This is a genomic window from Pantoea phytostimulans (genome assembly GCF_046118715.1).
Classification (GTDB): Bacteria; Pseudomonadota; Gammaproteobacteria; order Enterobacterales; family Enterobacteriaceae; genus Pantoea; species Pantoea phytostimulans.
This window is the reverse complement of record NZ_CP173698.1, coordinates 231,796-256,954: the sequence shown is the minus strand read 5'-3', so window position 1 is coordinate 256,954 and position 25,159 is coordinate 231,796. Positions and strand designations below refer to the sequence as shown.

Sequence of the window (25,159 nt, the reverse complement as noted above, 5' to 3'; positions counted from 1 at the left end):
CCTCAGTGATGAGAGGTGAGCTCACTGAGCGACACCTTTCCCTGCCTGATTATTTAGGCCATACGATAGTCAAGCCGGTTTAAAGTTGCAAAAGAGAGTGGAAGCGGCATTTAAAGCGGAGCGCGTGTTATTAATCCTGATATCGTATTAAACCGAAAAGGATCCTCTTCCGTTAAAAACAGATCTTGCCTCCTTTCCCTTAAAGTCTAATGTTTACAAAGAGATTTCCTGTTAAAGACAGGAATCACTTTACCGCTTTGCTTTTTCTTTTTACTTCAATAGTTTGCTTAAAAATCGTGCTTACCTATACTTTCCAGTAAGGTTTCCCTTTTCATTTGAAATGTATGAGAAACCTATACAAATCAAAACCTCGATAGCGTTAGCGCTTCTCCCGCTATCTTCTGTTTGTCCGGGATGCATTTTCTTGCCCGCACAAGCACTCATCGTTTTTCGCATGGATCGTCTGACAAATCAGAAGGGTTAGGCCAGCCAGTCTGCATCGTATTTCTCTTCTTACCTGACTCGTCCTCCGACGACATGTCAGCGAGAGGCTTTTGCTCTTTTTTTGTACAGGAGATGCAATGACGCCATTTTCCAGTTTTTGGCAGGCCGGCTATGAAGGTGCCGATCACGTTAATCCGCACGGTGAAGCATTGGCAATGAACCATATCAATGCTCATCAGGCGCGCTGCGCAGAGGATTACGCCGCACTCAAGCCCTTTGCAATCAACACGGCACGCGAAAGTGTCGGTTGGCGACTGTGTGAACGCGATGACAGCTATGACTTTTCATCCGTGGCGCAGCGTATGGCGATGGCAAAACAGCACGGCATTCAACTGAGCTGGACAATTTGTCATTACGGTTGGCCAGCCAATGTCAGCCTGTTTGATGCTGACTTTATTCCGCGCTTCGCCGCTTTTTGCGGAGCGCTGGCGGGTTTTCTTGCGCCCTGGTATGACGACGCGCCGGTTTATTCCCCCATCAATGAAATCTCTTTTCTGAGTTGGGGTATTTCGGTTGGTCTGTTCGCGTTGCCCGATATTCCTCAAGAGGATCGGGCCGATGCCGCCAAGCAACAGTTGGTGCGCGCCACGCTGGCAGCGTGTGACGCGATCTGGCAGGCCGACCCGCGCGCACGCATTTTGCACTGCGATCCGCTGATTCACATTGTGCCTGAAGATGAAAGCGAGGCCAGCCAGCAACAGGCGGAGAGCATGTGTGAGACGCAATATCAGGCATGGGACATGTTGAGCGGCAAGCGCAATCCCGAACTGGGGGGTGATCCACGTTATTTGGATCTCGTGGGCGTCAATTACTACCACGACAATCAATGGGAAAACACCAGCAACCGCCGACTTTATTGGCACTTGGGTGACGCACAGCGCAAACCGCTGAATGAAATGCTCTCGCATGTTTATCAACGCTATCGACGCCCTTTGCTATTAGCGGAAACCAGCCACGTCGGCAGCGGACGCGGTGCGTGGATTTTACAAGTCAGCGCGCAAGTCGCGCAGGCGCAGTTATCAGGCGTTGAACTGCTCGGCATCTGCCTTTATCCCATCATCGACCGACCGCTGTGGGAAGATCCTGGCTTCTGGACCCGAAGTGGACTTTGGGATCTTGACCGACTCGGCCCCGATCCCTTTGCGCGCCAACTGCAGCAACCTTACGCCAGCGCCCTTCGCCAGGCACAGCATGCCTTACAAGCTCTTACCTTCTCTATCCAGCACGATCAGGAGAACACTATGAAACAACCGGTTCTAATTGTATTCAGTCATTTACGGTGGAGATTTGTCTTCCAACGGCCACAGCATTTGCTGACGCGTCTGGCACGCTATTACCGCGTGTTATTTGTTGAAGAACCGCTGTATCAGGCAGGCCCGGCAGGATTGAAACAGAGCGCCCCCGCCGCAAACATTACCGTAATCCAGCCGCATACGGATATTGAGGCACCCGGTTTTCACGATAGCCAAATCGCGCCGTTGCAACTGCTACTGGCAAGTTTGTTAGAGGAGAATGAGCGCCCGCTGGTGTGGTTTTACACGCCGATGGCACTGCCGTTGTTGACGCCCTTCAAGCCCGCGCTGGTGATTTATGACTGCATGGATGAACTTTCCGCCTTTCATCAAGCTCCGCGCCAATTGCAGCAGCGCGAATCAGCATTGTTAACGCGCGCTGATTTAGTTTTTACCGGCGGCACCAGTTTGTATGAAGCGAAAAAAGACAAACATCCGCAGGTACACTGTTTTCCCAGCAGCGTTGATGCAATCCATTTTGAGCAAGCGCTGGATCGCAGCAATCATCATCCTTTGCATGATGACGTTCCGCCATTGCGCCTTGGCTATTACGGCGTGCTGGATGAGCGTATCGATTTGCCGCTGATTGCCGCGCTGGCGGATAGCCATCCTGAATGGCAAATCGTGATGGTTGGCCCGGTGGTTAAAATTGATCCGGCCAATTTGCCACAGCGGCCCAATATTCACTGGCTTGGTCAGCAGCCTTATCAGGCGCTGCCGCAGTTCCTTGCGGGTTGGGATGTTTGCCTGATGCCCTTTGCCATCAATGCATCGACTCGCTATATCTCACCGACCAAAGTGCTGGAATACATGGCGGCGCAACTGCCGATTGTCAGCACCGCCATTGTCGACGTGGCACGTCATTATGCCGATTTGGTTGCGGTGGCGCATAACCCTGCGGAATTTATCCAGGCTTGTGAAGCGGCGTTGCAGCTCCCGTCTGATGAGCGATTGACGCTGGCAAAAAAAATGCAGGCAAAGGTAGCCGCCACCTCTTGGGATCGTACCGCAGAGCAGATCCACGCACTGATGCAGCAGGCGCTGATACAGGAGAACGATGCCGCGCAGCGCAGCGGTGAACCTACAGAAAACGATTCGGCAGTGCGCTGGTTAACGCCACCCACTGAAGAGTCTGAAGCGGTGCCCTGCCTGATTATTGGTGCCGGGCCGACCGGCCTGAGCGCGGGTTATCATTACGGTGAAGGCGCAGTTGTGCTGGAAAAAAATGCGTCACCCGGTGGGTGGTGCCGTTCAATTGAAGACAACGGTTTTACCTTCGATTACGCCGGGCACATTATGTTTTCGCAAGATCCTTATGTCCTGCAACTTTATGAAATGCTGCTAGGCGATAACTTACATTGGCAAGAACGCGAAGCCTGGGTTTACAACGACGGGGTTTATACGCGTTACCCTTTCCAGTCAGCACTGTATGGTTTGCCTGCCGACGTGGTGAAAGAGTGTATTTTGGGTGCCATTGATGCCCGTTACGGTGAGACGGAAGCGCGCACTGTGCCGCTGGATGTGGCGCGTCAGCGCCGTGATTGTTGTGCTGACGGCGCGATACCCGATGGCGATTCCTGTGCAGTTGAAGGCGAAGAAAGCGCTGAGAATTTCGAGCAGTTTATTATGCGCACTTGGGGAAAAGGCATCGCCCGCCATTTTGCCCTTCCTTACAACAAAAAGCTCTGGAAGGTGCCGCTTTCCGAGATGGAAACCTCCTGGCTTGGCGGTCGCGTGCCATTACCGGATTTAGCACAAATCATTGATGGTGCAATCCAACCGCTGGCGAAACCGGTTGGGCCGAATGCGCGTTTTGGCTATCCGCTACACGGCGGTTTTCAGGCGTTGATGTCAGGCTTTTTACCGCATCTGAAATGTACGCTGGAAACCGATGCGGCGCTGGTGAAAATCTTGCCGCAGGCGCATATCGCCATGCTGGCGGATGGGCGTCATTACCGATATGAACAGTTGATCAGCACCATGCCATTGCCGGAATTGATCAAAATAATGGGTGATGAAGTCCCTGAAAATGTGCAGCTTGCTGCCAAAAAACTACGATACGTCTCGGTACGCTGTGTGAATTTAGGCATTGATCGCGCCAACCTGACTGAAAAGCACTGGATTTACTATCCGGGTGACACGCTGTTCCATCGTATTTTTGTTCAAGGCAATGCCAGCCCGCACTGCAATTCACCCGGCGGATTTGGCCTGACATGTGAAATGACCTACAGCAAAGAGAAGCCACTCATGCTGCAAGGTGACGCACTGATTGAACGCTGCCGTGAAGACTGCATCAAAGTGGGCATGATTCGTCCTGAAGATGCGATTATCTCTGCCACTCAGGTAGATATGCCTTATGCGTATGTGGTTTACGATCATGCTCGCCAGGCGAATGTGGCCCTGATTCGCCAATGGCTGCTTACTCAGGATATTCATCTGTCGGGACGCTACAGCGAGTGGGAATATTACAATTCTGACCACGCTTTTCTTGCCGGAAAACGTGCAGCTGAAAACGTGAAAATGCAGCTGCCATCGCAAAGTACCCGCGTATAAATAACGGAATATAAATCGAGCCAGCTCATCTGAGCTGGCTTTTTTATAGACAACTGTCTGGCTTTAGGCCACGGCGGGTAGGCATTTAGTGGTTTTTAAATTTTCTAACTGATTTAGCCGCACATCCGCTTTTTTAGTGGCGGAATGTTTAGCCAACCCATTTCCCAAGCCAAAGTCACCAATAAACCCCAGCACCGTCAGCACATCGAAACGGCCCGTTTCGCTGATTTCACTCTGTACGCTGTGGGCTTTAACGATTTCCTGTTCAACGGCTTTGCAATCAAAGGCGGTGGTTTCTTCTGTCGTCACCGCAGGTGCTTGCGGATATTGTTTGGTCGCGCAGCCCACCAGCATCATGGCGACGACGATTAGCCTCAGTTCTTTCATTATCTTGCTCGTTTTTTGCTCGGTTACTCTCTTATCGGCAGATTCCGCTGCTTTCATTAATATTCTTAATCTACTTTTTTCAAACGAACCCGCTACGCTAATGTAGGCTTCTGTCCCGCCTGTTGCGGTAGGCACACAACGCGCGTCGTTAAAAGGCCCAGAACCTGAGGAGAGAAGATGTCGACTTTTTCACTGCTTGCCATCCCTTTTTGGGATTGGCTCTGATCCTGCTGGCGCTGGCTGCGGTAAAAAAACAAAAAACCTTTCTTATTGTCGGTTATGTATTGATGACCTCAACGGTTGTAAATGCCGTAATCGGAATGACTTTAGGTTGACCAAGGAATGTTTTATATGAGGTTTTTCAATGCGCTTTAAAGGATTGAATATTGGGTTTTTCCTGCTGATTTTGGCGATCGTAACAGTCGCCTTCTTCGATGTGTTATCCCCTTACTTTTCTCCCATTTTGTGGGCTGCGGTATTAGCGGTAATCTTTCATCCGCTTAAATCACTGCTGCGCAACAAACTGGGCGACCGCAACGGGCTGGCTTCGCTGCTGACCTTGCTGTGTATCTGTTTGATCGTGTTCACGCCGTTGATGATTATTGCCTCTTCGTTAGCGGTAGAAATCAACGCGGTGTATACCAAATTGCAGGGTAATTCGACCCAGTTTCCAACGGTTTTTGCTGAGTTAATGCAGCATTTACCGCGGTGGGCGAAGCATTATCTAACGGAGCATAATCTGGATAATGCAGCGCAAATTCAGCAAAAACTCTCTGAGTTTGCCCTGAAAGGCGGCCAGTATGCGGCGGGCAGCGTATTTATCATCGGTAAAGGCACGTTTAGTTTTACCGTGGGCTTTGGCGTGATGCTTTACCTGCTGTTCTTCCTACTGAAAGATGGCTCTTATCTGGTGCATCTGATTTTAGAAGCGCTGCCGCTTTCGACCTACGTTAAACACCATTTGTTAGGAAAATTTGCCGCTGTCTCGCGTGCAACCGTCAAAGGCACGGTAGTCGTAGGCATCGTGCAGGGTATTTTGGGTGGACTGGCCTTCTGGTTCATCGACATTGATGGCAGCCTGCTATGGGGCGCATTGATGGCCTTTTTATCCCTGATCCCCGCCGTGGGTTCTGCGATTATTTGGGCACCTGCCGCCATCTTCTTCTTTGCCACAGGTGCATTGTGGAAAGGTCTGTTCCTGGTGGGCTTCTTCGTGATTGTGGTTGGCCTGGTGGATAACATTCTGCGCCCACTGCTGGTGGGCAAAGACACCAAAATGCCAGACTATATGATTCTGATCGCCACGTTAGGCGGAATGGAAATTTACGGCATCAACGGCTTCGTTATTGGTCCGGTGATTGCTGCGCTGTTTATCGCCTGCTGGAATTTGCTCTCTGGGCGCGATAACCGCCAGAACATTGAAGAGCTTGATGAAGAGGTTATCGAGGAAGGCAAAAAACAGTCGGACACCGCAGTTGAAGAAAGCAAAAAGCAGCTGGAGACCCCCGTTAAAGAGTAATGCTTCCAGATTGTGAATATGCCAACCATAAAAAAACCCACCGCATTGGTGGGTTTTTCTTTTAAACAACTTACTAAATCAATTAGTTAGTTGCTTTGTTTTTCAAATCTTCTGCACCCTGCTTGGTTTTATCCCAGCCTTTCTCAGTGCCTTCTTTGGTCTTATTCCAGTTTTTCTGCGCGCCTTCCTCAATCTTGCTGCTGGTGGCGTTGCTTTTGCCTTCCGCTGCATTTTTAGATTTGAGTTTCAGCTCTTCGCCCTGGTGCTGAGATTGATGCAGTTTTTCTTTCGCTGTATCGGCGCCTTTGTGCGCTTCAGCAACCGTGTTATCGGTAGTCGTTGCGGCGAAAACAGGGGACGCCAGTAAAAGTGCAGACAGTGCAATCATTGTTTTCTTCATAATTCCCTCTTTTATAAAAAGTGCCGTGTCAGGTCATTATCCTGGCATATGAGGTTGTAGAAAGATTTAAGAATAAACCAGGAATGAAGAAAGTGGCTTGAGCGCCGAAAATTTAACCAAAAAACAGCATAATTCACCGTTAAAGCAGATCGAGCTGTGGGTTGGTGTCCTGTTTTTTCACTTTGCGCGTTTTTGCTACAGGCGCAGGCTTCTGCATTTGCTGATGAATCCAGTGCAGGATGACTTCAACGGCATACGCCTGTTGCTCAGTCGTCAATGCCTGATGCTGAGGAATCGCGTGCCACTTGCGCAAACAGCCGCGACAGCAGGTGCCGGTAGCATGTTGAGCAATAAATACCGGATGACCGCGCATCGGCGTTTGCTTGCCGTCATTAGTTGGTTCGGCTGCTGCCAACCTTTGTTTGATGAAGTCAGTCGCATGTTCGCGTACCTGAACTTCGCCTTTATTTAGGCAATAATCATATTCAATTTTACCCAATGCAAAGCGCTGCCTGAATGGAGAGCGCGACAGACGCTGAAAAAGATCGTCGAGTGGCGTCATAAAACCTCAGTGAACGAATGGAAAGGCAAAACAGCGGTGAAAAGTATACTGGATTTTATTCACGTTTTTGAGTGGCTGCAGAATCGAGTGATGTCCGAATTAAAAAAACCGCCTGGAGGCGGTTTTGAGTTTTTAGATGTTTTTAGCAGGATCGGGAAAGTCATTTCCATCTTCATCTTCCAGCGGATCAATCCCTTCATCTGATCCTTCAGGTAACTCTTCATCATCATCTTCATATGCCGGATATTCGGCATCATCAGGAACCGGTTCTTCATAATCGGGACGTTCAGACATGGTGACCTCCGTGATTGCTGTGGTTGGTCTGTTAACTGTAGTCCTCCCACCCCAACAAGGCGTGCGGCACTTCACGAAAGCGTGAGAATAGCGCGTTATCTGCGGTGATTAAGCACTCTCTTTCCTTCCCGACAGATAACGTACGCCCTGCTCGCCAAATTCCTCGCGATGCGGCACGTTGGGTTGCAGATGAAAAATCTCCCCTGCCTGATAAGTCTTTTCGCTGTGTTCCGTAAAAATGGTGATGTCGCCATGAGTAATCAGCGCCATCGCCTCAAAAGAATGCACATGGTTATCGAGTTGCGTTTCGGGAGCTCGCTCAACCCAAACCGGTTCATCAAACCCTTTATCCGCTAATAATTTTCGGAATTCTTGCTCGGTCATCTCGCCTCCTGAGTATTGGCCTGCCTTAAGCATAGACAATGATGCTTTTACGCTACTGCGCTGGGGTGAAGAACAGGCTGCCGCTGGCTCTGTTGCCGCTGAGCACGGCCAACGAGTTTGCCCCTGCGCTGGTCACTTCGACCGAGTTGGTACACAACTTAACGGCTGAATCCATAAAACATTGGGCATTGCTGGAGCGGCGTTCGCCACCTTTCTGCTGCTGCGACAGAGTCGCCAATTTAGGGTCAATTCAATAAAGAGAATAAAAGAAGTTCAGATCAAAATCGTCCACATTTCGGTTGGCAACGGGCGTTTTTATGGGCGGCGGCATGACAGCGAAAAAATGCAGCACCGATGATGGATGACTTGATGTTTATAGTCTTGAAGTTGCGCATTGTTAGCAAATGATCTCCCTGCTTTACGACATGGTACGCAGCACCGCTGGCGCACGGTTAGAGCATGAGTACAACCTCATTACATTAACGCGGATGGCGAAATTGTGGGTTAAATTCCGACGGCTTAACAACGCGTTGAGCGTCTTTTCACCTTGCCAGAATGCGCTTACAGCGCTGCCTTTTAGGCCATAAAAAAAGCCACCCTGTCCGGTGGCTATTTCTAAAGTAAAAGCAGAATGCGTAATGTGGATTTCAGCACCAACCGCTTTCCTTAAGACTTATTCTAACAACTCGTCAATAAGATGCAAATCAAATGTAACTTTATAGAGGCGAAAAAACATCCTACTGAAACCGTAATATTTCGCTGTGTCAGGGGATTAAGCGCGTTCGATATGTGGGTAATAGCATAAGGGCTAACGCCAGAATTACATTAAAACAACCACACCGTAAATTCTCCTTCACTTAAAAGAATTCAGAGGATGTGGCTGAGATAAAGCTGCTGCTCCGGGTGCCTCCCGGTAAGCCATTGAATGGCCAAACCGGCTCATGTTCGATTACCCACAGTATTCACCGTGATGACCATTTACATCCTGCCGCTTAGGAGGATTAGCAGCAACAATGCAGCCTAACACTTGAATGGTAGATAGGCATGAGGGCAAAATCTTATATTGTATTACTAATGCACTTTTTATTATGTCGGCACTAATTTTTTGCCGTTTCGCTAATGAACGTGTTGGGTAAGAATGACAAGACATAACAGAACCACCCGCGTTACGTCTGCCGGTTCACTTCCATGGCCGCCGAGTTACAATTCAACAGCAATAATTCGCAATGCTCAGCCAACTTTTCAGGATTGGCTCTTACTGAACACAGCATATACACATCAGAAAAATCAACATGTCGATTATCATAAGGTGTCCCAGCCTGTAATTGACTTGAAATGGCATATTGACTCCAATAAAAAACCCGCCGAAGCGGGTTATATAAATATTTGTTTTAGTCGACTTTTTCGCAATCGTATGTGCCATGTATACGTATCTGGCTTTGGTGAGTACGAATCACCTCTACATTCAAAATCGCTTTGCCATCTCGATATATTTGTTCCATTCCCAGCATACCCGGCGCTTTAGCGTTTTTTACCCGCCACTGTAACTTAACGTTGTCATAGTCATCTTTCTCTTTCAGAAAGGTAATTTTCTGCGTCTCTGACCGTTCACCATTGACATACATCCAACCACTTTTATTAGCCTTTAAATAGAAAGGGCCACATTGCGTTGCCGAGAAGGCGGAAGCAGTGAACATCATTAAAGAAATTAAACAGATTATTTTTTTAATCATGACCAACAAAACTCCGTTGAATTTTCAATGCAGGTAAATAAATCTGACAACCGTATCGTAAAGAGCCTCGATGCTTAATTTGCTCACTTCCTTGTTCTCATAAACATGTAGCAGGATAAATGCCAAAGGGAAACTGATGCAATGGGAAACAAATAACTAAAGACAATGAACTTTGTAAGTCGCATTGAAATCGTTTCAGCCATAACCTTCTTCATGATGGGATTTTGATTGATGTAGACTATTGGTCTCTTTGAGAATTAATAACATAAGCCTGTTTCCAGCCAGTGTCGACAATGAAACATATAGCCGTCTGGCTGGGGAAATAAGGGGCGGATATTAACCTACAAACATAAGCGCCCTTCGCATTCGATTGCACTATGATTGCACTAAAAATGACTGGCTTAGTCATACCTAAATCGTCATGCCGTGAAGCATATGCCATTAACTTTTTATCTGCGCGGTTGGATTTGTTAACTGCTTCTTTCGATGAAACGCACATGGCATGTAGCGTTAAATGCGCCAAAAAACGCTTTACTCTCGCCTGCGCTTCTGAAATTTTTTGCTGCTGAATGCCAGCAGTGGCATAACTACTGAGCTGAGCAACATAAAAATTTATGTCGTTCATTGAATCCTTTCATTTCCAAAATAACGGGAAAAATCTTCGCACGTGACGTTTGTATAACAGCGCAAAAAAAGCCACCCGAAGATGGCTTGGTCATTAGTCGGCGTTCTCGCAACCAGGCTGGCTACGATCAATGATTTCTGTACCTTCAATGCGATAACCAAGGGTGCCAAAGAAGAATGCATGGTTAAGCTGTGAAACCACTACGTCAGACAGAGCAACAGCACAGCGATTTTTCTCAATGGCGCGATCCATTGCCGTTTTCACGTTAGGGATGCCAAGTGGAAACAGAACAACCGGCACTTTATCTTCGCCAATTACGCGCTGACCTTTAACGAACTTTGCTGAGTTGAGATTGTAGTTTTTAGTACTTGCTACAGTCATATCTGCAACGCGCACAGTACAGCCTGAAAGTAAAAGCGCGCCAAGCGCCACTGCCAAAACCTTTTTCATTTTATATTTCCGTTAATTGCAATCGGAACCATGTTACCTGCTTCTCATTTATTTCTAATTGTAAGTAAGGGCTCATTAAATGATTTTGTTCGGGTAATTAGCTAGCGGTGAGAAGCAAAACATCAGACATGCTTTGAGCAAGTGGAGAGGTATGTTTCTGGCTTTCTAGATAGTTGATTGCGCAGTTGTTCAGCTTTTGAGAAAAGCTTTTCTAGTCCGCGCGAGTGCAGAAGCATATCAGCAAGCCTGAAAAGGTAGCCTGACTTTATAACCTTAACGTCATTGGTAACAGTCGGATAAACCGTGGCATGGGGTGGCTTTAAGAGCGTGAAAGAAAAAACCCACCATTACGATGGGTTCTGTTATTTAATCAGTGAAGAGGGCTCTTGCTCTTTTTTCCTGAGCATTCATACCATGAAACTTGCGTTGATTACCGCACATCCAGCATGAGCAACGGCAAGGTGTATGGTAAGTCATGCCCTTACTTACGGTGGTTATATCGCCCAGGAAGCAATTACCAGCAGCACTAAAGCGGCTGCGTTTCGTTTTTAATCTTTCACTGTGGTGCCGACGAATGGCACGATTTCTTTCTTTCATATCTGAACCCCGTTTTTTCAGAGGCGGCCACACCTTCGTGCGGCCACCGTATAGGGTATTCAGAATGAGCCAACGCGCGTCTTTTCATCATGCTTTGATTATTCCATGGCTGTGTAAGCAGGCAAAGCAAAACCATAAGCACTGATCATCATTCAGTTCAGTGATTAAATAAAGCCTGATTAGGGTCAGATATAAATAAATTGCTACCATTAGCGTGTTTTTATGGCGTCAATATTCACCTCGGTCTGGAATGAGGTGGGAGGACTGGAAAAGCATAGAGATGGTACGTCGTTACGCTCACCTGGCTCAGAACCATTTAACGGAACATGCGCGCAAAATTGACTCACTTTTAGACCCTACAAGATTCGAATTAAGTCCAAATTCCCCTTGTTATTACTGGTTTTTTCTCTGTTAGAAAAACTCAGGAGCCCCCAAATGGGCTCCCAAACGTATTTCGCTGAAAACAAAAGCGATTCGAGTCTGGTGATTGTAACTGCTAACTATCGTGGCACCAACATATCTGGATTATGTTTAGCTTTCACATTGGCCACAAAAGCAAATACGCCTGCGAGAGTCGCAGCCGCATTATGCGATGAATAAAAATAGTGGAAAGTTCGGAGTTAAAAATCAGGAATGAGGCTCGAAGAATTTAAGTATTTATTAATCCAGTAGCTCGCCTGGCTCTGAGAATATCTGTGGCGGTCAGGAATGGCGTCTGCTCCTGCCAGGTTAATCCCTTACGGTCGGTGCGCACCAGTTCATAACGTTCACCAGGAAATTCACCGCATCAGCAAGCGTTATTTCCGCTTCGATATACTCCTGAATGGCCGCATCCTCATGGAATAGCGTGTCGTTGAGGGTGAGGCCGTAATAGTTTTTCAGTAGTTACCCTAACAATTGCTGCCAGACCTCTGCGGGCGACAGGCGTGAAGAAACCGGCACCGTGGCCGGTACAGCTGAGGTTTGCATAAGTTGACTCTCTTAATAAAGCAAGAAAAGGTGTGAAGGATTACGATGCAGGGATAAGGCTAAAATCAGTCTTTAACCTGTTTTGAGGGATAAATTGCGATATATACATACCCATGACTACCCAGCGTATCGGCTTCACAGGTCAGCCCGTTACGGTACAGTGTGACACAGTGCGCGTACCGTGGATTCAGCTCACAGAAGAGCAGTATCAGCTCCAGATGTGCGACAAAATGTGCGAAGGCTTCATCCAGTTGTAGGGCCTGCATCTCGCTGAATGAGCCGGTGAATACTGCCCGGTCTGCCAGAAAATGCAGACGGTTACCTTCCTGCACCAGTCGGGCTCCGAAACAGCGTGTGATATCTCGTTTGAGACCCCAGATTTGGGTCGCGTCTTTATTCATCATTTTATTCCGGTTAAATAAGACCATGTTCGGCGAATGAGAATATTTGCCTGCCGCCGACAATCAGGTGGTCGGAAACCCGGATTTCCACCAGCATCAGCGCCTGTACCAGACGCTGGGTGATGGCCTTATCTGCCTGGCTTGGGGCAATTTCCCCGGACGGGTGGTTATGGGCAAATATCACTGCTGCCGCGTTAAAGTACAGGGGGCGTTTCACCACCTCGCGGGAATGAACTTCAGTGTGACTGAGTGTGCCGGTAATGAGTAATTGGTGTTTTGGTTATAAATAATTATTTTGTTTTTGTGAGGTAAATGAGTTTTTAAATTGCATACGTATGCAACCATGAGGGTGTAGAAAGAACAGGTATCCTGCGGGATTAGGCTGGGAGTAGAACAGCCATGAAATTTGCCCGCAGGTTTAAGTTGAAATAGGTAATCACTCAATGCGAACTATGCGTCTTGTACCACCGTCTGACTGCCGGGAAGAGATCGCCCGACGACTGGAGATAGTCGAGCAGAACCTGCACCTTAACGCGATTCTCGGGGTAAACCCGGAGGCCATTTCTCAAGCAGAAAAGTGTCAGCAATTACGCCGCGAAAAGAAAAGCTTGGGGCCCCTGCATGGCATCCCCCTCATTGTAAAAGATAATATTGCCTGTGCATCTTTGCCGCTAACGCTGGGGTGTAAGGCGCTGGAATCGGTCATCGCGGCTAAGGATGCGTTAGTGATCCAGCGTCTGCGTAAAGCAGGGGCGATTATTCTGGCAAGGGCGAATATGTCAGAGTTTGCTTTTGATGTTCGCTCCCGGAGTTCTCTGGGGGGCGATGTCCGTAACCCACTGTGCCCGGCGTTAACCGCAGGCGGATCCAGCGGAGGCAGTGCTGCTTCTGTGATTGCCGGAATGGCAGATGGTGCGCTGGGAACCGATACCGGTGGTTCGATTCGCATTCCATGCAGCTACACCGGGTTGGTCGGACTGCGTCCCGCTTTCCGGAGACAGCAGCTCGCGGGCGTTGCGCCGCTGTCCGTGAGCAAGGATACCGTTGGCCCCATGGTCCACAGTGTCCGGGATGCAGCGCTGTTACATGGCATTCTGCACGGTGAAGAGGTTGCTGAATTATCGCCAACATTGCTGAAAGGCGTGCGATTAGGCGTGATTCGCGCGCTGGAGTCAGAAAATAGCGATGAGCGAACGGTCTGGAACAAGGCGCTGGAGAGATTACGCCAGGCAGGCGCAGTCATCATAGAGATCGCTCTGCCCATTCTGGCGGAGGTTGAATCACAGTCTTGCCTGAGCATGTATGAATTCCCGGTCGCCATAAACAGCTGGCTGGCGGCACAAACAGCCGTGCCGACAACGCTGCGGGGAATTGTGGATTCCGGTGAGTGTCTGGCTGAGTTTATCCCGCTGCTTGAAAAAATGCTGGAATGTCAAAGCCTGAAAAACCCGTTGTGGTTGAGTGGACGCCGCTTTCAGCGACGATTAACCCATGCACTCGGGCTGGCTGCAGAACAGAATCGTATCGAGGGTTTTCTTTATCCCACGGTTCGCCGACTGCCAGAAAGCCTCAATAAAATGCCCCCTGGCTGTGCGCCTGAACTGGCCGCCATCAGCGGTTTGCCCGCCATAACAATGCCGTGTGGCAGGACGCAAAAGGGGCTGCCGGTAGGAATGGAAATTCTGGGGAAGGAGTCGGATGAATTTTCTTTGCTCTCTCTGGCGTTGGGGTGTGAATGCGTCCTCCTGAGCAATGAAATATAGGTATGAACAAAACAGACATCACGTTAAAAGTAATGTGGTCCGTAGCTGTTATCTGTTCATTGGCCCCGTGATTAAAAGGCGATCCTGTGCCATGAATATATGTTGGTCGTTGGTGAGGCGGATGGCGCGATCATGGTATCGTCAGTTGATTTTCAATCGCATCAAATATGGCAAGTAAATGGTCTGCGACTGCTCTAACGCGTAGCTAACCTGCTCAGTCTGAATACATCACCAACCATAATGCCTGATCGACACCGATATCAGGATTAACGCAATGCATATTTGTTTCTCTTGAATCGCCACGGATCATCAAGATATTTCCGAGTCGTTGATAATATTGGTTTTCGTATTCAAAAAGTGGCATCTGATTACTCGAACCATGCCGACGCCTACAGTTATAAAACTTTTCGATGTAATCAAAAACATCACTGCGGGCTTCTTCCCGCGTTCCGTAGATCTTTCTCTTTATCCGTTCGCGTTTCAGTAGCGGGAAAAAGCTTTCCGCAACCGCATTGTCGTGGCAATGACGGAACCACAACAGCAAGCGTCAGGAAGATGCGCGTAGATTCCAATACCGCATGGCGGGCAGCATTAAAACGGGCAGGCATTGAAGACTTCCGCTTTCACGACCTTCGGCACACATGGGCAAGCTGGTTGATTCAGGCTGGCGTTCCGTTATCGGCATTGCAGGAGATGGGTGGCTGGGAAAGTATAGAGATGGTACGTCGTTATGCTCACCTTGCACCGAACCATTTAACGGAGCATGCGCGCAAAATTGACTCACTTTTAGGTGATCACGACACAAATACGACACAAGGAGGAAATCAGGTAGGATTGAAGCTTGCGTAAGTGCTTGAAAGGATTGGTACCCCTACAGGATTCAAATTACTACCCTAAACCATTGACTAAAAAACATAAAATTGTGTTCGATAAAATTTACACCAACAATTATACCAACACATTGTTTTGCGTGGTTTTGCTGATTGAATCTGCTTAGCGGGTTAACACCTCACGCAGCAGCTATTGTATCGCCTGGCTATCTGGACGCCAACATCCCAGGGTAATGCTTAGCAATGATGTCGTTCATTTTATCCACTAACTCGGGGCGCTTGAAGGTGAGATGCGCAGTGCCCTTTTGAAAGTAGCGGATGGTGAAATAAGTATCATTGTAAACATCCCTACCCGGATTATCACGAATATGCTCCATCAGATGCATGGAGATATCGCCTGGTGTATTGGGTATCGCTTTGCTATCGAGCAAAAACAACACCCGTTCAAGATCTGTCAGTTGATCACGACGAAATCCCCACGTCAGGCAATAGCCACAGCGGGCGTACGTCACCAGATTGTTAATAATGGCTTTCTTACCGAAGAAGCACGAGCTATTAGTTTTGTAATCCTATGACAGCTCTTTAAGCCGTTGATAATGCCACGCTCGAACACTTAAGCCTTGCTCTGATGTAGCTGATCAAATGTGCTGAAAATATTCGCTTCAACGATGGCCGCAAAGTGAATGTATATTCCCAAAGTAGAAACACATTACCCTAACCATCCTGCTTATTAATCTCTTGATTCATCGAACGTATCGATTTACTCGATATTTCCGTATCTTTTAAACAAATGTGCTTAGCAAGCGAAAAATACATTTAACTCACGAGTAGAAAGTTATCGGCCATATAAATAAGAAACCTAAAATCACTATTTTCCAATAAAAAAACCATTCATAACCCTGCGACAGCTTGTGCCGCACGCGAACGAAAACTCATAAAAAACACACTCATTTCCTGCGACACGAAATGTCACAGCGCGATATGAAAATAGCGTTTTTACGAGGAGAAGAATATGAACACTAAGATGTCTGTTGAAGCGATTGAAGTTGCTGAGATGAATTACCAGGATACCAAAATGCAGCAATGGATTTTGCGGATACTTTTTCGCTTGGGCGCACACAAACAGTTTATTACCCAGCATGGGTTCAGCAGCCAGTCGCTGGCGGATTATCTTAATCTTACCTATGAACACTCTTTTAGCTTCAGTCAGCAGGATCAACATTTGTTGCTGAGGAAATTACGCAAATATTATCAGGATGCTGAACAGCATAATTCGCTGACCCAAACTTCTATTTTTCAATCGGCAGTGAACAGGTTTGCCACGCGTATTGGCCTAAACAGTGCCGAAAAATCCATCCTGGAATTCACATTACAGTTACATCAGGAACGGCTGCTCGATGACGTCACGGAATGGCTTGGGCCGCTCACCTCAGCCAAGGTTTATCGTGTGCTGGCGGCAATATTGGATATGACCGAAATTGACATACGCGATGCACTTGGCCCTACGAGCACCCTGACGAAAACCGGTCTGATCAGCCTTGAAATGAACGGCGCGCATTTGCTGCGCAATAAGCTTGAGCCATTCTCACCCACCCTGGCAGAACGCCTTTACGCGGGTGAGACGAGTCCAGCGCGGCTACTGCATGGCATGATTAACAGCTGCGGACCCGCCCAACTGACGTTAAACAATTATGCCTACATCCCGGCGGTCAATATTCTGCGTCAATGGTTGCACCACGCGCTTAGCACCGATCGCGTTGGGGTAAACATCCTGATTCATGGTCAACCGGGCAGCGGTAAAAGCCAGCTTTGTCGCCTGATGGCGAAAGAGTTACAAGCCTCCCTCTATGAAGTTAGCAGTGAAAATGAAGCCCTGCGCCCGATGAGCGGCAGTCGTCGCCTGCGTGCCTGGCGCGCAGCGCAGCGTCTGTTTATCGATGAGAAAGCGATCATTTTGCTTGATGAGGCAGAAGATGTTTTTATCGACAGTCCGGGGCTATATAACAGCAGCCCACTTCCGTTAGCGAAAGCCTGGATAAATCGCCTGCTGGAAGAGAATGCTGTCCCCTCTTTATGGGTAGCGAATGATATCCGCTCTCTGGATCCGGCTCTGGTGCGCCGCTTTGATATGGTGATTGAGCTCAATGCTCCGCCACGTGCGCAGCGGGCAGAGATTATACAGCAAGCCTGCGGCGCGATGCTGGCCCCTGACACCCTCTTTCAATTAGCTGAAGCGCCTTATCTTGCACCGGCGGTTGTTAACCGGGCGGCAAGCGTGCTTGCGGGCATTGGCGAAAATTTACCCAAAGAAAATCGCCCTGAGACTTTAATGTATTTAATAAATAACACCCTAAAGGCACAAGGCCATATGCCGATAAAACATCATGTTGCTGCCCAAACATCAGCGCTCTATGACTCTGCATTTATCAATAGTGATGTTCCCCTTGGCGAGATTGGAAAAGCTCTGATGCCTGGACAATCAGCTCGTTTTTGTCTTTATGGCCCACCGGGTACAGGTAAAACTGCATGGGCATATTGGCTGGCGCAGCAGTTGAACATGGTAGTTATTGAACGTAAAGCCTCGCAGCTTTTTGGCCGATACATAGGCGAAAGTGAACAGAACATAGCTGCGCTATTTGAACAGGTGCACCGTGACAACGCGTTACTACTGATTGATGAGATTGACAGCTTTCTCAGTGCACGCGACGAGTATCAGCACCATTGGCAGGTGAGCTGTACCAACGAGATGCTTAGCCAGATAGCACAGTTCAAAGGTGTGTTGATCGCCACCACTAACAGATTTGATGTGCTGGATGCCGCCGCACTGCGTCGTTTCGATCTTAAAGTGCGCTTCAATTATTTGTGTGATGACCAAGCCGTTGCATTGCTGGCTCTTTACTGCCGTGAGCTACAGCTTAATGAGCCGCAATCCAGTGACATCAAGGAAGTATCAAAACTGGACTATCTGACACCTGGCGATTTTGCGCTGGTAGCACGTCAACATCAATTCAGGCCAGTGAGTTCAGTAGAAGCCTTTGTTTCCGCACTGAAAAACGAGTGCTGGATGAAAAAACGCAATAAACCAGCGATTGGCTTTCTGTAGTAATTAATTTGACAAGGGATCGAAATGGCTAAAAGACCCGAAACCATTGAAACCACCGTGCTGGCTCTTGAGCTGCTGCGTCGTATTCCGCGCGGCAGAAAAATCACGGCAAGAGAACTGCACGAGCAATTGTTGCATGCGGGAATCGCGCGCGATTTACGGACTATTCAGCGTAATCTGGAAATGCTTTGCGACCATTTTGATATCGAGTGCGACAACCGTAGCCGTCCCTATGGCTATCGCTGGCTGGAGAATTCTAATGGCGTTTCGCTACCGATGCTGACGCCGCAAGAATCGCTGCTATTGGCAATGGCAGAAGCACATCTGAAGCCTATTTTGCCAAGCCGATTAATCAAATCCATGACCGGGCTGTTCACCCAGGCGCAACGTAATTTGCATGACAACGGCCCTAGCCGACTTGAAGCAGAATGGCCGGATAAAGTACGCATTGTGGCAACCAGCCAACCGTTGCTGCCGCCACCGATTGCTGATGGCGTGTTTGAATCCGTTAGTGAAGCGTTATATCTCAATCGTTTATTGCGCATCACCTATCGCAATGCGAGCGGAAAAGAGAGTGAAAACACAGTGATGCCATTGGGTCTAGCGCAGCAAGGCCCTCGCCTCTATCTGGTCTGTCGTTTCGAAGGCTACAACAACGAACGCAGTCTGGCGCTTAATCGCATTATTACCACCAGTGTCAGTACCTTTACTTTCGAGCGTCCAGCCGAATTCAATCTGAAAAAATATGATGACGATGGCCGCTTTGGATTTGGTGAAGGCCACCAGATATTTCTTACGTTTGAAATTGACCGTACCGCTGGATTCCACTTGATTGAATCACCGCTTTCACTGGATCAAACCCATCGGGAAATAGGCCATGAACGCCTGGAATTCTCCGCCACGGTGGTAGACAGCGCCATGCTGAAGTGGTTTTTAGCTGCCTTTGGGGAAGCAGTCAGTAACGTTCAACGGCAGTCGGTCATGGAAGAGAACACCATAGAATGAGCCTGAACAACATCACCTGGGGTCTTTGCGCGCCTGCAAAAGTACCTTCCGTCAGAAGAACACGCACCTTACAACTTAACGAAATTGTTACCCGCTTCCATCATCGGGCTGTGCCGGGTTTAGGCGGCGTCTGGTTTGGGCGTCAACTGATGATGGCATTACAGGGTGTGGCTATCGCCAGTCAAATGGGCGAGAACGTCAGCAATATCGAAGCCGCGAATGCCATTGAAGCTCTTTGCTGCTGGCAGGGCTTTAAAGAGAATGAAGGAAAGAACAGAGATCGTCGTCTGCGTGGCATCCAAAAAATTCGCACATTAAAACCTGACAGCCTGACCTTCAACGCCGCCAGAAGACGTGCTTTCTATGTCACCATACCGATGCGCATGGGTACAATTGAAGCACTGCCCGCTCTGGGATTTGTTCAAGCTCAGCGTAACTTTAACGCTTTTCAGTGTAGCCCGGTGGGCAAGCAACTTGTCAGGCTTGAAACGCCGCAAATGGCTGAGCTGAAAAAATGGATCAGCTCACCTGACAGAAAGCCTCCAAAATTCATCTCTTCGCCATTAATCCCCTTATCACAAGATGCCTGTTTACTTATACGAAGCCAGCTGGAAAATGCCGGCAGTGACGAAGATAGCAAGCGTCGCAGGGACGCCCTGCAATGGATGGATCGCTTGCGCCAGTCCCCGCCTAAACCACTCAGCTGGAAAGATCGTCCTGACGAAATTTCATCAGTTCACTGGCACGATTTGCAGGCAGGTGCATATTTCTTTAAAACGCAAAACACTGCACTGGCGCTGCTGGATCGTCTCGAGTCTGAAATGGCTCAGCGTGGTCCGGGGCCTGTTCTCCCTTTGCATCAGGAGCTTCCACTGGCTATCGGTGATGCAGCTGAAAAGCTAAGGATTTACGCACAAGCGTTTTTGGATTTGCAACACAATGACGCTGCTGCAAACCAGTTTTGCAGCGAATGTACTTTGGAACCTGCGGCGTTATTACGCGCACTGGTCAGTCGTGACGGTCATATTCTTAAGCTAAAAGGCGACCTGATTGAACCGGGTCCGGCCTTTGATAGCGCACGCTCTCAATTCTCTCAGTCCACTGATGAAGAAGAACAATATGCCCCAGAAGCCTCTGGTTTCTGGCCTGCAGAGATATCATGGCGAATTCGCAACCTTTTCCGACTCAACCTTGATCTCCATGGCGAACTGGCAGATCGGCTCAAAGAAGGAAATGCATAATGGCTGATGTCTCAAAACTTCCGCCCTCCCTGGTCGACTATTTTGATGCACCTGAGGGTTATAAAGGGCATTTTGGCTGGCTGTGTGGCTATTCAGCAACGGATGACTTTCTGGAAAATGCGGTGGATCGCTTTAGCTGTCTTAATCAGGCTACGCGGGCTAATCACGGACAAATAAAACTGGCACTTTTTCTTGATGCTGGAAATAAACCCATATCTGCGGTTGATGTCCCCGGCGTATTACATTGCCAGATGAAGTCAGCCCCACCGCTGAATTTACTTCATGCGAAAGTCGCGATCCTGGGCTTTAAGCCTGACCAACCGGAAGATACCTGGCGGCTACGACTGGTCGTCAGCACCGGAAACTGGACAAAAGAGACACTGACTGAAAGCCTTGATTTGGTCTGGTGTCTGGATCTCTCCAGTGATGCGCTGGACAATGTCACCGATGATATTCAACAGAGTTGTGCAGATTTTCGTGCCGCGCAAAATTTGTTTGAGGAAATCGCCTCCTGGTGTGATACCAGCCTGTTAACATTAAAAATAAACGATCGGCTAACAATCGGGGGGCTGGCGCGGCTGGATGTTAATGCCTGGCTCAATACATGCCGCAAATATGCCCGCGGCAAACCCCGTTTGGTCGATAACCGCAAAAGATCACTCTTTAATCAGTTGAAATCCTGGCTGGACCGACCTGCTGTCGTTGGAAAAAGAAATTATCTTGCAATGGGGTCTGGTTTCTATGAAGGGGGTAGAGGCGATAAATCATTAGTGCCACAAAAAATTGTCCAGCTTTTACAGGATGAAAATTTATTAACAAAAAACCCTGAAATCGACCTCTATGTTAATCCTGAGGCTTGCCAGGCAGTAGCCAGTAATGTGGCAAAACTCAGAAAACAACACATCACTGTCAGACCCCCCTCTCAGTTGGTAAAGCCTGAACGTACCCTGCATGCCAAATTTATTTTTAGTGCTAACTACCGCAACGTCAGCGATACGCTGACCCAGTGCTGGCTTTATTTGGGCTCAGGCAACCTTACCGCACCTGGCTTTATGCAGCGAATGAAAACAGGCGTGGGCAATCTGGAAGCCGGCGTGTTCTTTTCACCGGAACGATTGGCGAGAACCCGTGCTGGGAAACTGGCACCCGAAAAAACCCTGACATGGTTACTCCCCATCCAGTCGGAGATTGATTGTGATGCTCTGCAAATGCCCCTTCAGGCGGGACAAGATATGGAGGAACGCCGTCCCCACTTTGCACCGCCCATAACCTGGCTGAAATGGACCCCCCTTGCGGACGGCCGGGGTGCTCTTCATTCCCCCGGCCTCCCCGAGAATAAAATCACCGTTTTAGCGTCTGCCGGGACTTCCTGTCCCCTGGTTCAGCAGGGTTTTCTGTGGCAGGGAGAAATGCCACGCTGGGTGAACATTACCTGGCAGTCAGATAACGGGACTGAGAGTGCAAAAATTCCCGTTATTGATGTGCTTGGTCGCATTGCCGCAACGCCTTTGCGACCACTCGATCTGGAAGAAGTGCTTTGGCAGCTATCCAGTTTCCCTCACACACCCGATGTGGATTTCGCCGATCCAACCAGCGCTTTAACAACCTCAACGGCCGGTTCTTTTGCGATAAATTCTGACGACCAGACAGTCTCTTCTCAGCCTGTCAGGCAGGTGATGGCGTTAATCGAAGGTATTGCCGAGCGTCAGACCACGCTTCCTGAAAGCCAGTGGCTTTACTGGTGTCGCAGTCTCGAGCAGACACTGATTCAGGCGAGCGAAAACAACGATATCACCTGCTTTAAGGATCTTGGCATCAATCCACTCAGTCCGTTGAAAGAAGCGCCTTTCCGACCGGTGTATGCCGAAGACGACCAGAGCGATAAGGGGCAGGATTATCTGCAGATGCTGATGCGTATTGAACAAGCCTGGGGTGTCGATTCCCTGGCCCATTTCTGGAGAGCGTAAATGAAGAATAACTTTCAGGGTTGGCCTGTCGTCACTGAGTTACTGCGCGAATTGGTTTCGCAGGAACAAGTAGAGCTTAATGCCGGACAAAAAGCAGCCTTGCTGGCGATTGCCGATCGCATTGAACATCATGGCATTATTCTGGCGGACGAAGTGGGTATGGGAAAAACCCGCATCGCAGCGGCGCTTTCCCGCTGCGTCATTGCGGCAGGCGGCAGAGTCGCCGTTTTGATTCCGGGCGGACTGGCGACCAACTGGCGGGATGAGCTGCAAACGGCAGGTGTCACCCCTTCAGCACCGCTGCTTAGCCTTAAGCAATATATGAGTGCCTGGGGAACGGATACACCATCCGTCCCCTGGTTTGAGGAAGATTGCCTGATTGTTTCCCACGCCATGGCTAACTGGCGACTGGGTGAAAACAGTCATCCGTGGCGTTGGGGATTACTCCCGGAACTCTGCTGGCAGTGGTCTGACAGGCGTGATTGCCCTTCATTAACCGAGCCTTATCTCAAGCTGGCTGCCAAAAAAATCAGCACAGCAATACGCCGTCTGCCGACTGCACATCCAGCCAAAGAAAAGATCAAATCGCTGAATCGTGAGATCCACTGGGATAACGCGCTGTTAGATGAGCAGTATGGCGTGCATTCATCACAACGCGAACAGCTTGAAACCAGTGTGGGGCTCGGCCTCGGGACATTTGATCTTGTTATCGTCGATGAAGCGCATAAAAGCCGTGGACATAACAGCAGCCTGAATCGCTTACTGGAAAATATCATTCAGCCTGCCGGTGAAACCCGACGACTGGCCGTGAGCGCAACGCCCATTGAACTCGACAGCCAGCAATGGATACAAATGCTGGCGCGTATTGAGGTCAGTTCTCCCGAAGCTATTCAGGCCATTGAACATTACCAGGCCGCCGTCGCAGATATTAGGGAAAACTACGCCAACACCCTGTCACAACAGAAGTATTACCTGGCCGCCGCTGCGTTTGAGCAGGCTCTGTCTCCTTATCTGTTACGTCGTGACAAACGCGAAGACGAGTTTGTGCAGAAATTCCATCAGCACTCAACTCGTTCCTATCGTCGTAAGAAAGAGATCGTAGTGGATACCTTCACGCTGCCGATGAACTGGAGACAGGCGATTTGCGCAGCTGAAGCGCTCTCGTTTGTTTCCCACATGCACGAAGATAGCGCCACACAACGACTGCGGCTGACGGTTGGCAACGGTCATGGTATCGCCACGCTGTTAAACAATCCAGATGAAGGCGCGACGCATCCGCTCGAAACGGAGCAGCAGGAAGTCGCTAAACCGGAAACCAACACGTGCGTAGATAAGCGCCAGCAACGTGTCAAATGGTGGCAGAGCCAACTCAACTCCGTCCTGAGCACGGGAGAAGGAACAACTCTCTTTACCCATCCCGCGATCCTGGCTGCGGTTGAAGCCGTGGAGGAGGTTTGCTCTCGCAATGAAAAAGTATTGGTTTTTGGGCGGTTTACTCGCCCGATGACCGCGCTGGTGCAATTGCTTAATGCACGTGAAATGTTGCGAACGCTGAAGTCAAAACAGGATTACTGGCCGCATGAACAGTTGCCTTTACTCGAGTGGCCTGCCGTTCAGTGTGCCTGGCGCCAGCTATATGATGGCGAAGCCGATCAAGACGCCATTAATGCGCAGCTTGCCAGTCAGTATAAAGAGCTTAATAACAGCCGTATCGCGTTTCGTAACAGCCTGATCTCGCGGCTTGATGAGGGATTATCAGCCTGCGAAAGTGACAAAGTGAAAACACTGTTTGCCGTCTTTAAGCAACGTGCTACCCATCGTGAGGGTAATGAAGATTTAGTCATTGTTGCCAGGGCTATTTATGCACTTACCGGGGCCGCAGATGAACGACGCTCCCCTGCACGCCTGGCAGAAGTCTTTACCGATATCGTTAATGCCATGCGTGGCCGTGATAACCCCGACAGTGATGAAGAAGTTGACGGGGAGAGTCAGTTTACAGAGCAACGCTGGCAAGCTGTTGTGGACTGGCTCCATGAAGAGTACAGCCGTCGCGAAAGTGACTATGCACGCCTGATGAATGGACAAACCTCTGCGGCCAGTCGCAACCTGCTTAATCTGGCCTTCAACCGCCAATACAGCCGTCCTTCTGTTCTGGTCGCTCAGTCGATGGTCGCCAGAGAGGGGCTGAACCTGCACCTGGCCTGTAGAACAGTAATCATGCTACATCCGGAATGGAATCCTGGCGTGGTAGAGCAACAGATTGGCCGGGTCGATCGATTGAACAGCCTCTGGCAGAAAAAACTTGAAGAAGCATTGGCCGCAGGAGAACGCGGCGATGCATTACCCACCATAAATTTCATGCCAATTGTCTTCAAAGGCACCTACGACGAGCGGAACTGGCAAGTTCTCAGCCAGCGCTGGGATAACCTTCGTGCGCAATTACATGGCAATCCCTTCTCAGTGAACACGCTTCAGGAGGATGTCAGGAACAGAGAAAGTATGCAGTCGGTGATTAATGCTGCACCCAACTTTTCTCCCCTGACTAAAAGCAGAAGGACTCCATTATCTGACTGATAAATT

General features: G+C 49.0%; 18 protein-coding genes and 6 pseudogenes. 10 read left to right on the top strand and 14 right to left on the bottom strand.

The genetic code is table 11. The features are described 5' to 3' along the window. Positions 1 to 581 precede the first annotated feature (581 nt). Entirely contained in the window at positions 582 to 4,349 is a 3,768-nt protein-coding gene (locus ACF2G4_RS01190) for an NAD(P)-binding protein (RefSeq protein WP_409075371.1), read from the top strand. 63 nt (positions 4,350 to 4,412) lie between these two features. Here ACF2G4_RS01190 and ACF2G4_RS01185 read toward each other — a convergent pair whose 3' ends face one another. Continuing rightward, the gene (locus ACF2G4_RS01185) at positions 4,413 to 4,736 is read right to left on the bottom strand and encodes a hypothetical protein (RefSeq protein ID WP_409075926.1); all 324 of its coding nucleotides are present in this window, start codon (positions 4,734 to 4,736) and stop codon (positions 4,413 to 4,415) included. 364 nt (positions 4,737 to 5,100) lie between these two features. Here ACF2G4_RS01185 and ACF2G4_RS01180 point away from each other — a divergent pair, with 364 nt between their 5' ends. Continuing rightward, a complete protein-coding gene (locus ACF2G4_RS01180; protein ID WP_409075370.1) occupies positions 5,101 to 6,255 on the top strand; it encodes an AI-2E family transporter in 1,155 nt (384 codons plus the stop codon). Positions 6,256 to 6,337: 82 nt separating this feature from the next. Here ACF2G4_RS01180 and ACF2G4_RS01175 read toward each other — a convergent pair whose 3' ends face one another. From ACF2G4_RS01175 to ACF2G4_RS01140, 8 genes are all read right to left on the bottom strand, one after another. Beyond that, positions 6,338 to 6,655 (bottom strand): hypothetical protein, encoded by a 318-nt coding sequence (locus ACF2G4_RS01175; protein ID WP_215847385.1) that lies wholly within the window; start codon positions 6,653 to 6,655, stop codon positions 6,338 to 6,340. A gap of 139 nt (positions 6,656 to 6,794) precedes the next feature. Continuing rightward, positions 6,795 to 7,217 carry a DUF4186 domain-containing protein gene (locus ACF2G4_RS01170; protein ID WP_409075369.1) on the bottom strand — a complete coding sequence of 141 codons (423 nt, stop codon included), beginning with the start codon at positions 7,215 to 7,217 and terminating at the stop codon, positions 6,795 to 6,797. Between the two features lie 132 nt (positions 7,218 to 7,349). Then, positions 7,350 to 7,511, bottom strand: a complete 162-nt coding sequence (locus tag ACF2G4_RS01165) for a hypothetical protein (protein WP_215847387.1) — start codon at positions 7,509 to 7,511, stop codon at positions 7,350 to 7,352. Positions 7,512 to 7,619: 108 nt separating this feature from the next. Next, on the bottom strand, positions 7,620 to 7,895 hold the full coding sequence (locus ACF2G4_RS01160; protein WP_243078369.1) for a cupin domain-containing protein: 276 nt from the start codon (positions 7,893 to 7,895) through the stop codon (positions 7,620 to 7,622). Between the two features lie 52 nt (positions 7,896 to 7,947). After that, entirely contained in the window at positions 7,948 to 8,133 is a 186-nt protein-coding gene (locus ACF2G4_RS01155) for a hypothetical protein (protein ID WP_409075368.1), read from the bottom strand. Between the two features lie 1,153 nt (positions 8,134 to 9,286). After that, a complete protein-coding gene (locus ACF2G4_RS01150; RefSeq protein ID WP_409075925.1) occupies positions 9,287 to 9,625 on the bottom strand; it encodes a hypothetical protein in 339 nt (112 codons plus the stop codon). Positions 9,626 to 9,866: 241 nt separating this feature from the next. Then, positions 9,867 to 10,253, bottom strand: coding sequence for a hypothetical protein (locus ACF2G4_RS01145; RefSeq protein ID WP_409075367.1), 387 nt, complete (start codon positions 10,251 to 10,253; stop codon positions 9,867 to 9,869). 93 nt (positions 10,254 to 10,346) lie between these two features. Next, positions 10,347 to 10,703 carry a hypothetical protein gene (locus tag ACF2G4_RS01140; protein ID WP_409075366.1) on the bottom strand — a complete coding sequence of 119 codons (357 nt, stop codon included), beginning with the start codon at positions 10,701 to 10,703 and terminating at the stop codon, positions 10,347 to 10,349. Between the two features lie 837 nt (positions 10,704 to 11,540). Here ACF2G4_RS01140 and ACF2G4_RS01135 point away from each other — a divergent pair. Next, a pseudogene (locus tag ACF2G4_RS01135) lies at positions 11,541 to 11,715 on the top strand (hypothetical protein); the annotation flags it as partial. 234 nt (positions 11,716 to 11,949) lie between these two features. Here ACF2G4_RS01135 and ACF2G4_RS01130 read toward each other — a convergent pair. The 3 genes and pseudogenes from ACF2G4_RS01130 to ACF2G4_RS01120 all read right to left on the bottom strand — a co-directional run. Beyond that, positions 11,950 to 12,269, bottom strand: a pseudogene (locus ACF2G4_RS01130) (TA system toxin CbtA family protein). Between the two features lie 65 nt (positions 12,270 to 12,334). After that, complete coding sequence (locus ACF2G4_RS01125; RefSeq protein ID WP_409075924.1) at positions 12,335 to 12,670, bottom strand: type IV toxin-antitoxin system YeeU family antitoxin; 336 nt, start codon at positions 12,668 to 12,670, stop codon at positions 12,335 to 12,337. 13 nt (positions 12,671 to 12,683) lie between these two features. Beyond that, positions 12,684 to 12,941: pseudogene (locus tag ACF2G4_RS01120) on the bottom strand (JAB domain-containing protein); the annotation flags it as partial. Positions 12,942 to 13,122: 181 nt separating this feature from the next. Between ACF2G4_RS01120 and ACF2G4_RS01115 the strand changes: the two are divergent. Then, a complete protein-coding gene (locus tag ACF2G4_RS01115) occupies positions 13,123 to 14,433 on the top strand; it encodes an amidase (protein WP_409075365.1) in 1,311 nt (436 codons plus the stop codon). Between the two features lie 313 nt (positions 14,434 to 14,746). Here the strand turns inward: ACF2G4_RS01115 and ACF2G4_RS01110 are convergent. Further along, positions 14,747 to 14,959, bottom strand: a pseudogene (locus tag ACF2G4_RS01110) (IS3 family transposase); the annotation flags it as partial. Between ACF2G4_RS01110 and ACF2G4_RS01105 the strand changes: the two are divergent. Further along, positions 14,959 to 15,282 (top strand): annotated as a pseudogene (locus tag ACF2G4_RS01105) (site-specific integrase); the annotation flags it as partial. The pseudogenes ACF2G4_RS01110 and ACF2G4_RS01105 overlap by 1 nt on opposite strands. A 187-nt stretch (positions 15,283 to 15,469) precedes the next feature. Here the strand turns inward: ACF2G4_RS01105 and ACF2G4_RS01100 are convergent. Continuing rightward, positions 15,470 to 15,936: pseudogene (locus tag ACF2G4_RS01100) on the bottom strand (DUF4942 domain-containing protein); the annotation flags it as partial. A gap of 339 nt (positions 15,937 to 16,275) precedes the next feature. Between ACF2G4_RS01100 and ACF2G4_RS01095 the strand changes: the two are divergent. From ACF2G4_RS01095 to ACF2G4_RS01075, 5 genes are read left to right on the top strand one after another with little or no spacing between them, the layout of a single operon-like run. After that, the gene (locus ACF2G4_RS01095; protein ID WP_409075364.1) at positions 16,276 to 18,366 is read left to right on the top strand and encodes an AAA family ATPase; all 2,091 of its coding nucleotides are present in this window, start codon (positions 16,276 to 16,278) and stop codon (positions 18,364 to 18,366) included. 24 nt (positions 18,367 to 18,390) lie between these two features. Beyond that, entirely contained in the window at positions 18,391 to 19,371 is a 981-nt protein-coding gene (locus ACF2G4_RS01090) for a helix-turn-helix transcriptional regulator (RefSeq protein WP_409075363.1), read from the top strand. Then, a complete protein-coding gene (locus ACF2G4_RS01085) occupies positions 19,368 to 20,612 on the top strand; it encodes a hypothetical protein (protein ID WP_409075362.1) in 1,245 nt (414 codons plus the stop codon). The genes ACF2G4_RS01090 and ACF2G4_RS01085 overlap by 4 nt, the downstream gene beginning before the upstream one ends. Next, a complete protein-coding gene (locus tag ACF2G4_RS01080) occupies positions 20,612 to 22,579 on the top strand; it encodes a hypothetical protein (RefSeq protein ID WP_409075361.1) in 1,968 nt (655 codons plus the stop codon). The genes ACF2G4_RS01085 and ACF2G4_RS01080 overlap by 1 nt, the downstream gene beginning before the upstream one ends. Then, positions 22,580 to 25,153: an SNF2-related protein gene (locus ACF2G4_RS01075; RefSeq protein ID WP_409075360.1), complete on the top strand. Its 2,574-nt coding sequence runs from the start codon at positions 22,580 to 22,582 to the stop codon at positions 25,151 to 25,153. It begins immediately after the preceding gene. Positions 25,154 to 25,159: the final 6 nt, after the last annotated feature.

Bases quoted from the DNA above. Each gene is read 5' to 3' on its own strand.
- ACF2G4_RS01125 (WP_409075924.1), bottom strand. From the start codon at position 12,670: ATGAATAAAGACGCGACCCAAATCTGGGGTCTCAAACGAGATATCACA.
- ACF2G4_RS01090 (WP_409075363.1), top strand. From the start codon at position 18,391: ATGGCTAAAAGACCCGAAACCATTGAAACCACCGTGCTGGCTCTTGAG.
- ACF2G4_RS01170 (WP_409075369.1), bottom strand. From the start codon at position 7,217: ATGACGCCACTCGACGATCTTTTTCAGCGTCTGTCGCGCTCTCCATTC.
- ACF2G4_RS01075 (WP_409075360.1), top strand. From the start codon at position 22,580: ATGAAGAATAACTTTCAGGGTTGGCCTGTCGTCACTGAGTTACTGCGC.
- ACF2G4_RS01085 (WP_409075362.1), top strand. From the start codon at position 19,368: ATGAGCCTGAACAACATCACCTGGGGTCTTTGCGCGCCTGCAAAAGTA.
- ACF2G4_RS01095 (WP_409075364.1), top strand. From the start codon at position 16,276: ATGAACACTAAGATGTCTGTTGAAGCGATTGAAGTTGCTGAGATGAAT.
- ACF2G4_RS01180 (WP_409075370.1), top strand. From the start codon at position 5,101: ATGCGCTTTAAAGGATTGAATATTGGGTTTTTCCTGCTGATTTTGGCG.
- ACF2G4_RS01145 (WP_409075367.1), bottom strand. From the start codon at position 10,253: ATGAACGACATAAATTTTTATGTTGCTCAGCTCAGTAGTTATGCCACT.
- ACF2G4_RS01175 (WP_215847385.1), bottom strand. From the start codon at position 6,655: ATGAAGAAAACAATGATTGCACTGTCTGCACTTTTACTGGCGTCCCCT.
- ACF2G4_RS01185 (WP_409075926.1), bottom strand. From the start codon at position 4,736: ATGAAAGAACTGAGGCTAATCGTCGTCGCCATGATGCTGGTGGGCTGC.
- ACF2G4_RS01165 (WP_215847387.1), bottom strand. From the start codon at position 7,511: ATGTCTGAACGTCCCGATTATGAAGAACCGGTTCCTGATGATGCCGAA.
- ACF2G4_RS01190 (WP_409075371.1), top strand. From the start codon at position 582: ATGACGCCATTTTCCAGTTTTTGGCAGGCCGGCTATGAAGGTGCCGAT.
- ACF2G4_RS01160 (WP_243078369.1), bottom strand. From the start codon at position 7,895: ATGACCGAGCAAGAATTCCGAAAATTATTAGCGGATAAAGGGTTTGAT.
- ACF2G4_RS01115 (WP_409075365.1), top strand. From the start codon at position 13,123: ATGCGTCTTGTACCACCGTCTGACTGCCGGGAAGAGATCGCCCGACGA.
- ACF2G4_RS01140 (WP_409075366.1), bottom strand. From the start codon at position 10,703: ATGAAAAAGGTTTTGGCAGTGGCGCTTGGCGCGCTTTTACTTTCAGGC.
- ACF2G4_RS01080 (WP_409075361.1), top strand. From the start codon at position 20,612: ATGGCTGATGTCTCAAAACTTCCGCCCTCCCTGGTCGACTATTTTGAT.